The organism is Mycobacterium hainanense (assembly GCF_041890355.1).
In the GTDB taxonomy this organism is placed as follows: Bacteria; Actinomycetota; Actinomycetes; order Mycobacteriales; family Mycobacteriaceae; genus Mycobacterium; species Mycobacterium hainanense.
In genome coordinates this window covers 3,424,662-3,439,263 of record NZ_CP169059.1, presented here as the reverse complement: position 1 = coordinate 3,439,263, position 14,602 = coordinate 3,424,662, and the positions used below count along the sequence as shown (strand labels likewise).

Genomic DNA, 14,602 nt, shown 5'->3' with positions numbered 1-14,602 from the left:
TTGTCAGCGGTTCTTGATACCCCTGATCGCCCGTGCGCCCAGCACCCTGGACTCCAGCAATTTGTTGGTCACCCACAGCAGGCCTTTCGAATGGTAGGTCGCCCTGAGTTTCGCCTCGAGCTTGTCCAGGTCCGAGCTCGCTATGACGGCCGCGGGGTGAATTAGCGGCAGGTCCAGTTCTTCTGCCGCCAGTGCCGCATAGATCCTGTCCCATTTGGCGTGAGTATGCGTCGCATCGGCGTCGAAGCCGACATTTCGCACCAAGTTGCGACCCGGGGTGGCGCATAGGCCCGAGTTGGCCCATATGCTGTAAAACCACCGCCACGCCCAGGTGTCGACTCTGCCCCGGTACACGATGTATTCGAAGATGCCCTCCCAGTGGTAACGCTCGGTCAGCTTCGGAAAGTACTGGTCGAACAATTTCCTATCTCTGATTTCCGGCCAGCGCGTCATCTCGACGTCGTAATGCGCCCAGGCCCGCCGCCACGTGGCCCATCCCCAAATATGGGGATATCTGGAGAAGTAATAGCTTTCGCTCGTCTCGGCGTGGCCGAATAAATGATTCCCGCCGGAAACCATCATGACCCGCTCGTCGTCCTCATAGCGGTCAAGGAGTTCTTCGCAGTATTGGAAAAATGAAGGAGAGGCGACGCAGTCGTCCTCAAGTATTATCGCTTTCTCGACCAGCTCGAATGCCCACGTAATGCCCGAGGAGACGCGAGGGCAGGTGCCCATGTTCGTCTCGGAGAAATTCTTCTGGACGTCACAGTCCCAGTCGACTTCGTCGATGATCGCGCGCGCCGCCGCGCACTTCTCGGCTTCTCCAGGCTTGTTCGAGCGAGGGCCGTCGGCGATCACCAGCAGCTTCTCCGGCTTCGCCGCGCGGATAGTCTCGAAAACCTGTCGGGTGGTATCCGGCCGGTTGAAAATCATGAGGATGACCGGTGGTGTCGTTGTCACAGTCCCATCCTTCGCGACCACTTTCAGGAGAGGCGGAATGTATGAGTTATCCGAGAAGACGTCGCCCACGAAATGCGTTCTGACCCTATAGAAGTCGTTGTGGAACCGTCAAGCCACGTCCCGGCCGCTTTCCACTAATGGCGGCCCATGCCGTAGTATTCGAAACCCTCGGCGCGCATGCTTTCGGGCTCGTAGATGTTGCGGCCATCGAAAATGACATGGCCCCGCATCGCTGACTTGACGCGTTGCCACGACGGCCGCTGAAATTGCTTCCATTCGGTGAGTAAGAGCAGCGCGTCGGCGCCCTCGACGGCCTCGTACATATTTCCGGCGTACTCGACCGAATCTCCTAACGTCTCCTTGGCTTGCGCGGTGGCCTCGGGGTCGAAGACCCGCACTGTCGCTCCGGACTCCACCAGCCTCTTCGCGATGACCAGCGAAGGGGCGGCGCGCACATCGTCCGTCTGCGGCTTGAAACTGAGACCCCAGAGCCCGATGCGCAAGCCTTGCAAGTTCCTCTGCGGTGACTCGCCCCCGAATCGGGTGAAGATTTTTGCCACCAGGGCGGCCTTTTGCTCGTTGTTGACATGCTCGACGGCGCGCAGCAGGTGCATGTCAGAGCCCACGCAGTCGGCCGTGTGCAACAGTGCCCGAACGTCCTTCGGCAAGCAAGAACCACCGTATCCTATTCCAGGGAACAGGAATTCGTAACCGATACGCTTATCCGCCCCGATAGCCTCCCGGACCGCCGAGATATCGGCGCCGGCCTTTTCGCACAAGTTCGACATTTCGTTGATGAACGAGATCTTGGTCGCCAGGAAGCAGTTCGCCGCATACTTGGCCATCTCCGCGCTCCTGATGTCGATGGCGATCAGTGGGTGGAAGGTGCGCAGGAACGGCTCGTAGAGCTCGCGCATGATCTCGAGGGCGCGCTCGGAATCGGTGCCAATCACCACGCGATCGGGCTGCATGAAGTCGGCAATCGCCTTGCCCTGCTTCAAGAATTCGGGGTTTGAGACGACGTCGAAGTCATGCTTGGTTTTCTTGCTGATGATCGCTCGAACCTCGTCCGCGGTGCCGACGGGAACGGTGGACTTGTCGACGATGACTTTGTATCGGTCCATGTGTGATCCGATAGCGTCGGCGGCGGAGTAGACATGGGTGAGATCGGCTGCCCCGTTTTCGCCCATCGGTGTCGGCACGGCGATGAAGATGACATCCCCGTGCTCGATTCCACGTCGGGCGTCGGTCGTGAAGTCGATGAGCCCGTTGTCCCGGCTCCTCGCGAGCAGCTCCGCCAACCCCGGCTCGTAGATCGGCACTTCGCCGGCCAGCAGCCGGTCCACCTTCGCTCGATCGATATCCACGCAGACGACGTCGTTGCCGCTGTCCGCCAGGCAGGCGCCGGTGACCAGGCCGACGTAGCCGGATCCGATAACCGAAATTTTCAAGACATCCCCTTTACGTCCTGACTGATCGCCGCCCATATTGCCTCACGCGCGCCCGGTTCACGCACCGATTCGTATGTCGCGTCCGCTCGTGGCGGCGAGCGGGTAGCCCGCAATAGCTGTGGTACCAGCGGGGCTGGGTTGTCGCGCGATGGCGGGCAGGGCCGACCCGGCCAGCCTTGTCAACCGGTAACGGAACCGGATTGCCGACGCTTGGCGATCGCCCTCCGGCCAAGCCAGGAGCGTTGTAGCGTTGGTCGACCATAGGTTCCGTGCGACGATGACCAAACATCAGCGAGAGCGGTCAACAGCGGGAAGGACGACAACGGTGGCATCTGCTCCGACCGTTTCGGTGATAACGATCTCGTTCAACGACCTCGACGGGCTGAGACGCACGGTGGAAAGTGTGCGGTCACAGCGTTATGGGGGCCAGATCGAGCACATCATTATCGACGGTGGGTCGGGCGACGCGGTCGTCGAATATCTGTCCGGCTGTGAGCCTGGGTTTGCATACTGGCAGTCTCAGCCCGACAACGGCAGATATGACGCCATGAACCAGGGCATCGCTCACGCCTCCGGCGACTTGTTGTGGTTCATGCACTCTACGGATTGCTTTTCCGATCCGGACGCGGTGGCCTCGGTCGTCGAGGCGATCTCCCGGCAAGGATCGGTGCGTGACGTATGGGGTTACGGGAAAAATAACCTGGTTGGCCCCGACGGCAGCGTTCTCTTCCCCCGCCCGTATGGCTATATGCCCTTCAAAATACGGAAGTTCCTGTTGGGAGCGACCGTTGCGCACCAAGCGACTTTTTTCGGGGCGGCGCTGGTGGAGAAGTTAGGGGGCTACGACCTCGATTTCGGACTCGAAGCGGACCAACTCTTCATCTACCGGGCCGCGATGCTGCAAGCGCCGATCACGATCGACCGGGTGGTCTGCAACTTCGACATGACTGGACCCGGTTCGACACAACCCATTCGTGAGCACTACCGAACTCTTCGCCGCATGTGGGACATGTACGGCTATTACCCACTGGGGGGACGGCGGAGGTCGTGGGCCTACCTACGCGTGAAGGAATATGCCATCAGGGCGGATCTTGCCGCCTTCAACGCTGTCAAGGCGCTGCGCGGGAAGTTGGCCAACCGCAGGCGGTCGGGGTCGACGTCGACGCAGAGTGAGACGAGCGTCGCCCAAGCCGGGTGAACGGCGCGTTGGCGGTCCGAAGACGCCGGTTCACTGGCGACCAGTAGCCGCTTGTTGCGCCCGGCTCGCACGGCGTGGAATCGCTACCGGAAGTCAGCCAGATGCCGTCGTGGGGCGAGCGTGTCCTGTACGTTGAAACCCGGCAGCGAGGCGGTTTTGCGGCCATGCGCAGCGTGGCTCTCGCGACGGCACCCGCCCTGCAGTACCACGAGGAGTGAACCGCCAGATGATGCGATGCCGGACCTACGGTGAGCTGCATGCACCCATGAGAGCCGGAATCCGGTGAAGCGGGCAGTCATAACCGGAATCACCGGACAGGACGGGTCTTATCTCACCGAACTTTTGCTGAGCAAAGGATACGAGGTCCATGGCCTCATCCGCCGCGCCTCGACCTTCAACACTTCGCGGATCGATCACCTATACGTAGATCCACACCAACCGGACGCACGGCTGTTCCTGCATTACGGCGACCTGACGGACGGCACCCGCCTGGTCACCTTGCTCAGCACCATTGACCCCGATGAGGTGTATAACCTTGCGGCGCAGTCACATGTGCGCGTCAGCTTCGACGAGCCGGTGCACACCGGCGACACGACGGGCATGGGGTCGATCCGGCTGCTCGAAGCCGTCCGCCTCTCGCGCGTGAATTGCCGGTTTTACCAAGCGTCTTCGTCGGAGATGTTCGGCGCGTCGCCGCCACCGCAAAGCGAGGAAACGCCCTTCTATCCGCGGTCTCCGTATGGCGCGGCGAAGGTTTACTCCTATTGGGCGACGCGCAACTATCGAGAGGCGTACGGCTTATTCGCGGTGAACGGCATCTTGTTCAATCACGAATCACCCAGGCGCGGTGAAACTTTCGTGACTCGAAAGATAACTAGGGCGGTTGCGCGTATCAAGGCCGGCGTCCAGTCCGACCTCTACCTCGGCAATCTCGACGCGGTGCGCGGTTGGGGATACGCGCCCGAATACGTCGAAGGGATGTGGCGGATGCTGCAGGCGCCCGAGCCCGAGGACTTCGTTCTGGCGACGGGACGCGGCTTTACCGTGCGTGAGTTCGCGCAGACCGCATTCGATCATGCCGGACTCGACTGGCAAAAGTATGTGAAGTTCGACGACCGCTATCTGCGGCCCACTGAAGTGGATTCGCTGATAGGCGACGCCACCAAGGCCGCGCAGTCACTCGGGTGGAAGGCCTCGGTGCACACCGGCGAACTGGCACGGATCATGGTCGATGCCGATATGGCCGCGTTGGAGTGCGACGGCAGGCCGTGGATCGACAAGCCAACCCTGCCTGGCTGGAGCTGACGGGGCGATGAACACACCGATCGGGATGCTCGACCGCGCATCGCCTGTATACATCGCCGGTCACCGCGGACTGGTCGGGTCCGCCTTGATGCGAAGGTTTCAAGCCGAGGGATTCACGAACCTTCTGACCCGGTCACACTCCGAACTTGACCTTACGGATCGCGCCGCGACTTTTGACTTCGTTCTGGAGTCGAGGCCGCAGGTCATTGTCGATGCCGCGGCCCGGGTCGGCGGCATCATGGCCAATAACACCTACCCGGCCGATTTTCTATCCGAAAACCTGCAGATTCAGGTCAATATGCTCGATGCCGCCGTCGCCGCTCGGGTGCCTCGGCTGCTATTTCTCGGGTCATCGTGCATATACCCGAAGTACGCTCCGCAACCTATTCCGGAAAATGCGTTGTTGACCGGCCCTCTGGAACCCACCAATGACGCGTACGCAATCGCCAAGATTGCCGGAATTCTTCAGGTCCAGGCGGTCAGACGCCAATACGGGCTGGCATGGATTTCGGCGATGCCAACAAACCTTTATGGGCCGGGTGACAACTTCTCTCCCTCGGGGTCCCATCTGCTTCCCGCGCTCATCCGCAGGTATGAAGAGGCCAAAGCCAGTGGCGCGCCCGAGGTGAGCAACTGGGGGACAGGGACACCGCGGCGTGAACTCCTGCACGTTGACGATCTGGTGAGCGCATGTCTCTACCTCTTGGAACACTTTGATGGTCCCAGCCACGTCAACGTGGGTACCGGCATCGACCACTCCATCAACGAGATAGCCGAGATGGTCGCCGCGGCGGTGGGTTATACGGGCGAAACCCGTTGGGACGCAACGAAACCGGATGGGACTCCGCGCAAGTTGCTCGACGTCTCGCTCTTGCGGGACATGGGATGGCTGCCCAGCATCACCCTGCAGAGCGGTATTGAGGCAACGGTGTCCTGGTACCGCACGAACGCGGATGCGGTGAGGCAGTGAACGCGTGACATTCCAGCCTTGACCGTTCGGTCCGCCTGCGTGCGACCGGCACATGCCGTCGCCGACGGGCGTCGACCGTTGCCGCGGTGGTGCTCCGTCCGTCGAGTGGGCGGAAAGCCGAGCATGCGGCATCGCATCGCAGAATCAGCATGGCCAAGCGTCTCCTCGGCGCATATTCGCGTGCTAATGTGGCGCGGTGGAATTCTTTCGCAATGTTCGCTTGATCGCTCGCAACGTCAGTATGGAGACGCTGCGTCACTTCGATCGCAAACGCCTGCTAATCAATCAACTCGAAGCGCTGAAGGTAAATGTCGTTATCGACGTCGGCGCCAACTCGGGGCAATTCGGTACGTCATTGCGACGCGCCGGATACAAGGGCCGTATTGTCTCGTTTGAACCCCTGTCGGGACCCTTTTCTCAATTGCAACGCAAGACCGCCAACGATCCATTGTGGGATTGTCGACAATGCGCGTTGGGTGACGCCGAACAGACAATTGCGATCAACGTCGCGGGGAATGCCGGCGCAAGCAGTTCCGTCTTGCCCATGCTCAAAAGTCATCAGGATGCCTTTCCGCCTGCGAATTACGTCGGCACAGAAGAAGTTCCCATCCATAGGCTCGACTCCCTGGCCCCGGAGTTTTTGAAACCCGGCGACGTGATGTTTCTGAAGATCGACGTCCAGGGTTTCGAGAAGGAGGTGCTGGCGGGCGCAAAAGAAACGGTGAACGACCGCTGCGTCGGCATGCAACTCGAGTTATCCTTCCTGCCCTTGTATCAGGGCGACATGCTCATTCATGAATCACTGGAACGGGTGTATTCGATGGGCTTCGTGCTCACGGGCTTGCTGCCGGGATTCACCGATCCGCGCAATGGGCGGATGCTGCAGGCCGACGGCATTTTCTTCCGTGGCGACGATTGACCGCGTCGTGCAACCGTCGCTGCGTGACGAAACGACCAGGCGTGACCCAGGGGGCGACGCGGTGAGCGGCGATTGTTCGGAAGGATGCGAACACTAGGCAGTCCGCTGCTAACGTGACAGGGGCCATGACCGCGCCACTGTTCTCGATCATCGTGCCCACCTTCAATGCAGCGGCGACAATCCAGGCCTGCCTGGGAAGTATCGTCCACCAGACCTACGACGAATTCGAAGTCGTTATCGTCGACGGCGGGTCGAAGGACGAAACCCTCGACATCGCGCGGGGCTTCGGTACCGAACTCGGCGCACGTCTAGTCGTTCACAGTGGCCCCGACGGCGGCCCCTACGATGCCATGAACCGCGGTGTCGGAATCGCCACGGGAGAGTGGCTACTGTTCCTGGGGGCCGACGACACTCTTTACGAGCCGGAGACCCTGGCCCACGTGGCAGCCTTCATTCGCGACCATGAACGCAGTGATCTCGTGTACGGCGACGTCATCATGCGTTCAACCGAGACTCGGCACGCCGGCGCCTTCGACCTCGACCGACTGCTGTTCGAAACGAATCTGTGCCATCAATCGATCTTTTACCGCCGTGAGCTCTTCGCGGGGATCGGCCCGTACAACCTGCGCTACCCGGTGTGGGCCGACTGGGACTTCAATATCCGGTGCTTCTCCAATCCGGCGTTAGTCGCCCACTACATGGATATCGTCGTCGCGCGCTACAACGATATGACGGGCCTCAGCATGCGGGAGGGAGTCGACAGGGAATTCAGGAAACGGCTCCCCATGTACTTCTGGGTGGCGGCCTGGGAGACCTGCAGCAGAATGCTGGCTTTCTTGAAGAATAAGGAAAACCGGAAACTGGCGGTCCGTTCGCGCATGATCAGGTACCGGGCGGCAGCCAACGCACGGCAAACATCTGGAGTCGCGGGTGAGTGAATCAAGACAGCCCTTGCTTATCGTGAGGGGGACATTGGGCGTATGACGCTCGGGGAAGTGTTTGACCCACGCAAGAATGCCCTCAACGCGTGGCGCTTTGCGTTGGCGACCGGTGTGATCCTGTGGCATTCCTTCCCCCTTACGGGGCGCATGCCGTTCGCGCCTTTCGTCCAGATTCTCGGCCTTGGATGTGTGGACGGTTTCTTTGCAATTTCCGGTTACCTCATCGTCTCGAGCTGGCTTCGAAATCCGCAGCTCGGTCAATACTTCATCGCTCGATCCCTGCGGATCCTGCCGGGGTTGTGGGTGTGCCTCGCCGTCACCGCCTTCGTCATCGCCCCGATCGGCGTGGCACTTCAAGGTGGTTCGGCGGCAAAGCTGCTGCTGTCCCGAGCGCCGATCGAATACGTCCTGAAGAACAGCGCAGTGTGGATGTTCCAATTCGATATCGGCGGCACACCTCGCGGTATCCCGGTTTCGGGAATGTGGAACGGTTCCCTGTGGACTTTGGGTTGGGAGGTGCTGTGCTACATCGGCGTCGCGGTGTTCGGCGTCGCCGGGCTGCTTCGCCGAAAATGGGCCATCCCGTTGGCGTTGGCGCTGGCGCTGGCCTGGTCGGTGGTGCTGCCGCCGTGGGGTGGTGTGCACGCGATCGCCGCCAACGCAGCGCGATTCGCCCTCATGTTCTTGGCCGGGGCCCTTCTCCATCAGCTGAGGAACGCAATTCCAGCCAAGTGGTCGCTCGTCGCGGTATGCGGCCTCGTCGTCCTCGCGTCATCGGCTGTACTGCCCAACTATCGGCTGATCGCCGCCCTTCCCATGGCCTACGCCATCATCGTTTCGGGTTCCCTGATCAAGAACAGGCGCTTGAGGTTTCCCACCGACCTGTCCTACGGCGTGTACATTTACGCGTTCGCGATCCAGCAGTTGCTGGTGCTCGCGGGACTTGTTCGCCTCAATTCGATCTTGTTCTGCTTCATATCTATTGCAGTCACTGCGCCGACCGCCGCGTTGAGCTGGTTCCTGATCGAGAAACCCGCGTTGTCCCTGAAGCGCCGCCTGAGGGGGCGCGCCACGCGACGCGAGCAGGCTTCAGACGAGCTTGGCGAAGTCGAGTCAGACCCGAGCCGCTATTCAGCTCGCGGCGAGACCGGTACGCGCCCAGACAACCTTTCGACCGACGAGGACGCTCCGGAACCGCCCTCGGCGAGTCCGGAACCGGCCGTGTAGTTGCGCTGGCGATACCTGCGCGCGGAGGCGGAGGCGGGAGTTCCGCGGCCTTTCAATGCAGGCCGTGCCACCCGCCTGCCCTTCGTCTCGGACAACCAAGGGCGGCAAGGTCTTACGCGTTGGTCTCCGCGGCGACCCGGTACCCGCGGACCGCTAGGGGAAAGAAGACGGCGAGGAATGCGACCGCCCACATCAAGGTCATGGCGACGGGCCACAGGATCGGTCCGCCGTGTGCCAGTGATCTCATCGCCTCGATGGGAGGGGAGATGGGCTGTACGCGGACGAACGTCTGAAGCCAACTCGGATACTGCCCGACCGGGGTGGTGCCCGGGTTGAGAAAGGCGAGCGCGACGGTGCCGCCCGCCAACCAGGTCGTCATCGCGCGACCGTTGGTGCGGATGATGAGCGCCATTGCCAGCGTTGCGAATTCGACAACCACGATCGACGGAATCAGTACATACAACAACGCCGAAAGCCACCCGTGCGTAAAGCGCAGCCCCATGGTGACTCCGAGCGCGGTGATGAGGAGCGTGCCGATGAGGACGCGCGTGGCCTCCGCCGTGAGCCGCCCGGTGAGCGCGCTGGAGCGGTGTACCGGCAGCATCCACATCCTGCTGATCAAACCCGTCTGCCGGTCATCCGTAATTCCAACGGAATTGGCTAAGCCGCCGAACAGCGCGGACAGCACCGCACAGGTCGGGACCAGCCCGTAAATGCTCTCGACGCCGGTAATCCGACGCACCTGGTCGCCCAGCACCGCTTGATAAAGCAGCAGAAGCCCGATGGGCAACAGCAGCGAGCCCATCAGCACGGCTCGGTCTCGCCGCCATCTGGTGAGAAGCCGACCGGCCTGCACCCAGCTTTGGGCCAGAAGCGAACCCTGCACTCCGGTTCCCGACGTCATCCGGCTCGCCGTTGCATTCGTAGCGCGATGCCTCCGAAGACCACGATCATGCCGACACACCACGCGAGGCTCGCCGCCAAGTTGCTGGCCGATAGGTGGCCGGCGCCCAGCCCGCGGAGCGTTTCGGCGACCTGAGACACCGGTTGATTGCGTACATAAGGCCGCAAATAACCGGGAAACGCCTTCTCGGGGGCAATTCCGGTGGACAGCATGAACAACAGCAGCTGGGGGACGAAGAGCAGATAGCTCGCGCCCTGCAGGCTCTTCGAGCGCGAGCCCAGTGCATCGGCGCCCAATGCGACGGCCAAACAAAGCAGCAAAGCGATGAGCATGAAGGCGACTGCGGAGCTGATTCCGCCGGTCATCCGGAATCCGAACGCGTAGCCGGCCACCATCGACACCGAGAGGGCGAGGACGCCGCGCGTCAGGGTGGCTGCCACGCGGGCGCTAACGGGCGTTGCCGCGGCGATCGGCAGCGTCCGCAACCGCTCGCCGAACCCCGACAAGTGGTCACGGGCGGCGCGGTCAGCCGTCATCAGGGCGACAAAGATCATCGACTGGACGACCACGGCGGGCAGCAAGTACTGCGCGTAGCTCACGCGGCCCGTGTCGACGAGGCCGTGCAGCGCCACGGTGAAGCCGGCCAAATACACGACCGGCGACACTAGTTCGAAGATCAGGCCTCCATCGCGTGCTGAGGACATCAGCGAACGTTCGGTAAGGGCAGCGAGGCCGCTCATGGCCGCGCCACGGTCCGCTCGGTGAGGTGGAGGAAAGCCTCATCCAGAGAGGGCTTGCGCAACGAGATGTCGGCGAGTTCGACGCCCAGCGCGTCGACCCGTCGGAACACATCGGCCAACGTCGCCACCCCGTCGGGGGCGAACACCGATACCGAGTTGGTGTCGCTGTCGACGTCTAACCCTTCGAACCCGGCCAACGTCGACGCGACCCGGGGCAGGTCGGCGGGATCAGCCGGGCTCACCTGGCAATAGCTCGCGCCCACCCGGCGCTTCAGATCCTCGGCGGTGCCGCTGGCGATCACCTCCCCGTGGTCGATCACGACAATGGAGTCGCTCAACTGGTCCGCTTCTTCCAGGTACTGCGTGGTCAGTAGCACGGTCACTCCTTGCCCGGCCAACGAGCTCACGAAGGACCACACGTCTCGCCGGCTCCGGGGATCGAGCCCGGTGGTCGGTTCATCGAGAAAAAGGACTTCCGGCCGCACCATCAGGGCACACGCGACGTCAGTGCGCCGCCACATGCCTCCCGAGTAGGTGGATATCAGGCGATCGGCGACCGCGCTCAGGTCGAACTGTTCGATGAGTTCGTCGGCACGAGCCTTCGCCTGCTTGCGGCCCAGCCCGCGCAACCTGCCGAACAGGATCAGATTCTCTCTGCCGGTAAGTAGTGTGTCCATCGCGCTCTTCTGCCCCGTCGTCGAGATGCTGGCCCGCACCTGCGCCGGCTGGCGGACGATGTCGTATCCGGCAACGGTGGCACGGCCCGAACTGGGGCGAATGAGCGTCGAAAGAATATTGATGGTGGTTGTCTTTCCGGCGCCATTATGGCCGAGCAAACCACAGACCGTGCCGGCCGGAACGGAGAAGTTCACGCCGCGCAGGGCATGGGTGTCGCGGCCGAAAGTCTTTGCTAGGTCGACAACCTCGATTGCCAGTTGGCTCACGGTAGAAAGTATTTCATGGGGCCGTCATCACGTTGGCCATATTGGTCGTACATGCTCCTCCATGAAATCGTTCGGCAACACAGCGAATAACGCATGGCCGCCGCAGCGGCATGGTCGAGTGAAGTGCTATCTAGACGGTAGTCCTTGGCAATTCGGCCGTCGGTGCATCCTCGCCGAACTCTCGGTGCAGCAGGAGGGAACGTACCAGCGGACGCGGCCCCTCGGAGCGAAGCAGCAGGCTGGCCGGCCGGGGGCGAACCACTTGCGGCCACCAGAACCACCGTCCGAGGATCGTGGCAATCGTGGGCGTCATGAAGGAACGCACGATCAAGGTGTCGAACAACAGACCAAGGCCGATCGTGGTACCGACCTGGCCGATGATCCGCAGGTCGCTGACCACCATCGAGGCCATGGTGAAGGCGAACACCAGACCGGCGTTGGTCACGACTTTGCCGGTCCCACCCATGGCGCGGATGATGCCCGTCTTGATGCCGCCGGCCAGTTCCTCTTTCATCCGGGACACCAGCAGCAGGTTGTAGTCGGAACCGACCGCCAACAGGACGATCACGGACATCGGCAGCACCATCCAGTGCAGTTTGATGCCAAAGATGTACTGCCAGATCAGTACCGAAAGCCCGAACGAGGCGCCCAAGGAAAGGGCCACGGTGCCCACGATGACGAGCGCCGCCACGAAGCTTCGCGTCAGGATGAGCATGATGATGAAAATCAGGCAGAGCGCACCGACGCCGGCGATGAAGAGGTCATAGGTGGACCCGTCGCGGAAGTCCTTGTACGTCGACGCCGTGCCTGCGATGAAGATCTTGGAATTCTCCAGCGGCGTGTTCTTGAGCGCTTCTTCCGCCGCCGTCCTGATCTTGTCGATCCGCGCCACCCCTTCGGGCGTCGCGGGATCGCCGAGGTGAGAGATGATGAACCGAGCCGCTTTTCCGTCCGGAGACAGGAACTGGCTCATCGCCTTCTTGAAATCAGGGTTTTCGAAAATGTCCTGGGGCAGATAGAAGGAGTCGTCGTTTTTTGAGGCGTCGAACGCCTCGCCCATGGCAACGGCATCCTTATCGTTGCTGTCCATCTGGCCGATGATCCCGGACATGGTGCTGTGATTCGTCAACATCATCTGACGCATGTCCTCGGACATCGCGATCATCGGGGGAAACTGCTCGAGCAGTTGCGGCATGATCGCGTCCATGTGGTCGAGATGGACGAGGAGCTCTTTCATCTTGTCGCTCAGCGTGTCGACACCGTCGAGCGTGTCGAAGATGCTGCGGAGCGAGAAGCAGATGGGGATGTCGTAGCAATGCCGTTCCCAGTAGAAATAGCTCCTGATGGGCCGGAAGAAATCCTCGAAATTCGACAGGTCGTCGCGAAGGTCACTAACGACCGCAAACATCTCGTGCGTCTTGGCAATTGAGTCATGGGTCAGAGCGGTCATCTGCTTTTGGATTTCGTACATCCGCTTCATGTGCTTGATCTGCTCGGCCAACATGTCCGCTTGGACCACCAGGTCGTCCATCCGGGCCTGCATGTATTTCACGTCTTGGTGAATGATCGCCTGCTGCATGCTGAGCAGGAAGGGGATCGAGGTGTGCTGGATCGGCGTGCCCTCGGGCCGGGTGATGCCTTGCACGCGTGAAATTCCGCGAACCTGAAAGATGCCCTTCGCCAGCCGGTGCAACACGAGGAAATCCGCAGGGTTGCGCATGTCGTGATCGGCTTCGATCATCAAGATTTCCGGCATCATTCGGGCTTGCGAGAAGTGGCGATCGGCCGCGGCATAACCGACATTCGCGGGGATGTCCTTCGGGATATACGCCCGGTCGTTGTAACTGGTCTTATAGCCAGGCAGGGTCACCAGGCCCACCAGGGCGATCGCGATGGTGGCGACCAGGATCGGCACCGGCCAGCGGACGATCGCTGTCCCGACCCGGCGCCACCGGCCGAAGCCGATGTAATGCTTGGGGTCGAATAGCCCCAATCCGCTGCCAACGGTGATCACCGCGGGAACCAAAGTCAGGGCGATCAGGACCGAAACCAGCATGCCCACGGCACACGGCACGCCGATGGTCTGGAAGATGGGCATCCTGGTGAAGCTCAAGCACAGCATCGCCCCGGAGATCGTCAGACCGGAACCCAGGACGACGGGCGCTACGCCGCGGTAGGTGGTGTAAAACGCCGTTTCTCGGTCCTCGCCCGCCTGGCGCGCCTCCTGATACCGGCCGAAGAAGAAGATGCCGTAGTCGGTGCCGGCCGCCATGGCCAGCGCCACCAGCAGGTTGATGGCGAACGTGGAGAGCGCGACGACGCCGTTGTCGCCGAGGAACGCGATAACCCCCCGTGCCGCAAACACTTCGATCCCGACCGTGACGAGCAGACAGATCACGGTGAAGACAGAGCGGTAGACGAACATCAACACCGTGAAGATGATCACCGCGCCGATCAGGGTCATCTTCAGGATGGAGCTGTCACCGGCGTGTTGCATATCCGAGACGAGCGCCGCGGGCCCGGTGACATAGGCGTGCAGCCCCGGCGGCGGGGGTGTCCGCGCGATGATATGGCGGACGGAAGCAATGGAATCCTGGCCCAGGGTGGTGCCCTGGTTACCGGCGAGATTGATCTGGACATAGACGGCCTTGCCGTCCGGGCTTTGTGCGCCCGCCGCGGTGAGCCGATCGCCCCACAGGTCCTGGACGTGCTCGACGTGCTTGGTATCCGCCCGCAATTCCCGGATCAGTCGGTCGTAGTACGCGTGCGCATCGTCGCCGAGTGGCTGTTGGCCTTCCAGCACGAGCATCGCGAAACTGTCCGAGTCGGATTCCTTGAAATCCCTGCCCATCCGCTGCATGGCCTGCACCGCCGGCGCATCCTGGGGGGCCATCGGGACGGAGTGCTCCCGCCCTACCGTCTCCAGCCACGGAACACCGAACGAGACCAGCAGCGTGAACCCAACCCACGCCAGGATGATGACCAGCGCGAGCCTGCGAATCGTCCGCGAAGCCGAGAAGCCCTGCGGGCGTGGGCTACTCAT

General features: G+C 61.8%; 12 protein-coding genes. 6 read left to right on the top strand and 6 right to left on the bottom strand.

Annotated elements, in window-relative coordinates:
• Window positions 1-3: 3 nt before the first annotated feature.
• Complete coding sequence (locus ACEL92_RS15785; RefSeq protein WP_374021674.1) at window positions 4-1,029, bottom strand: methyltransferase type 11; 1,026 nt, start codon at window positions 1,027-1,029, stop codon at window positions 4-6.
• A 65-nt stretch (window positions 1,030-1,094) separates the two neighbouring features.
• The gene (locus tag ACEL92_RS15780) at window positions 1,095-2,447 is read right to left on the bottom strand and encodes a UDP-glucose/GDP-mannose dehydrogenase family protein (RefSeq protein ID WP_374021673.1); all 1,353 of its coding nucleotides are present in this window, start codon (window positions 2,445-2,447) and stop codon (window positions 1,095-1,097) included.
• Between the two features lie 289 nt (window positions 2,448-2,736).
• Between ACEL92_RS15780 and ACEL92_RS15775 the strand changes: the two genes are divergently transcribed.
• From ACEL92_RS15775 to ACEL92_RS15750, 6 genes are all read left to right on the top strand, one after another.
• Window positions 2,737-3,609, top strand: coding sequence for a glycosyltransferase family 2 protein (locus ACEL92_RS15775; protein WP_374021672.1), 873 nt, complete (start codon window positions 2,737-2,739; stop codon window positions 3,607-3,609).
• Between the two features lie 282 nt (window positions 3,610-3,891).
• Window positions 3,892-4,914 (top strand): GDP-mannose 4,6-dehydratase, encoded by a 1,023-nt coding sequence (gmd, locus tag ACEL92_RS15770; RefSeq protein ID WP_374021671.1) that lies wholly within the window; start codon window positions 3,892-3,894, stop codon window positions 4,912-4,914.
• A gap of 7 nt (window positions 4,915-4,921) precedes the next feature.
• Window positions 4,922-5,884, top strand: coding sequence for a GDP-L-fucose synthase family protein (locus ACEL92_RS15765; protein ID WP_374021670.1), 963 nt, complete (start codon window positions 4,922-4,924; stop codon window positions 5,882-5,884).
• Between the two features lie 196 nt (window positions 5,885-6,080).
• Complete coding sequence (locus ACEL92_RS15760; protein ID WP_374021669.1) at window positions 6,081-6,803, top strand: FkbM family methyltransferase; 723 nt, start codon at window positions 6,081-6,083, stop codon at window positions 6,801-6,803.
• 125 nt (window positions 6,804-6,928) lie between these two features.
• Window positions 6,929-7,741, top strand: coding sequence for a glycosyltransferase family 2 protein (locus ACEL92_RS15755; protein WP_374021668.1), 813 nt, complete (start codon window positions 6,929-6,931; stop codon window positions 7,739-7,741).
• 42 nt (window positions 7,742-7,783) lie between these two features.
• Window positions 7,784-8,971 (top strand): acyltransferase family protein, encoded by a 1,188-nt coding sequence (locus ACEL92_RS15750; protein WP_374021667.1) that lies wholly within the window; start codon window positions 7,784-7,786, stop codon window positions 8,969-8,971.
• Between the two features lie 112 nt (window positions 8,972-9,083).
• Here ACEL92_RS15750 and ACEL92_RS15745 read toward each other — a convergent pair whose 3' ends face one another.
• From ACEL92_RS15745 to ACEL92_RS15730, 4 genes are all read right to left on the bottom strand, one after another.
• Window positions 9,084-9,875 (bottom strand): ABC transporter permease, encoded by a 792-nt coding sequence (locus ACEL92_RS15745; protein WP_374021666.1) that lies wholly within the window; start codon window positions 9,873-9,875, stop codon window positions 9,084-9,086.
• Window positions 9,872-10,615, bottom strand: a complete 744-nt coding sequence (locus ACEL92_RS15740; protein WP_374021665.1) for an ABC transporter permease — start codon at window positions 10,613-10,615, stop codon at window positions 9,872-9,874. The genes ACEL92_RS15745 and ACEL92_RS15740 overlap by 4 nt, the downstream gene beginning before the upstream one ends.
• Complete coding sequence (locus ACEL92_RS15735) at window positions 10,612-11,559, bottom strand: ATP-binding cassette domain-containing protein (protein ID WP_374021664.1); 948 nt, start codon at window positions 11,557-11,559, stop codon at window positions 10,612-10,614. Before ACEL92_RS15735 ends, ACEL92_RS15740 begins: the two co-directional genes overlap by 4 nt.
• A 130-nt stretch (window positions 11,560-11,689) precedes the next feature.
• Window positions 11,690-14,602, bottom strand: a complete 2,913-nt coding sequence (locus ACEL92_RS15730) for an RND family transporter (RefSeq protein WP_374026235.1) — start codon at window positions 14,600-14,602, stop codon at window positions 11,690-11,692.

Coding starts and splice junctions, on each gene's coding strand:
- ACEL92_RS15780 (WP_374021673.1), bottom strand. CDS start 2,447: ATGGGCGGCGATCAGTCAGGACGTAAAGGGGATGTCTTGAAAATTTCG.
- ACEL92_RS15765 (WP_374021670.1), top strand. CDS start 4,922: ATGAACACACCGATCGGGATGCTCGACCGCGCATCGCCTGTATACATC.
- ACEL92_RS15755 (WP_374021668.1), top strand. CDS start 6,929: ATGACCGCGCCACTGTTCTCGATCATCGTGCCCACCTTCAATGCAGCG.
- ACEL92_RS15750 (WP_374021667.1), top strand. CDS start 7,784: ATGACGCTCGGGGAAGTGTTTGACCCACGCAAGAATGCCCTCAACGCG.
- ACEL92_RS15745 (WP_374021666.1), bottom strand. CDS start 9,875: ATGACGTCGGGAACCGGAGTGCAGGGTTCGCTTCTGGCCCAAAGCTGG.
- ACEL92_RS15740 (WP_374021665.1), bottom strand. CDS start 10,615: ATGAGCGGCCTCGCTGCCCTTACCGAACGTTCGCTGATGTCCTCAGCA.
- ACEL92_RS15730 (WP_374026235.1), bottom strand. CDS start 14,602: ATGAGTAGCCCACGCCCGCAGGGCTTCTCGGCTTCGCGGACGATTCGC.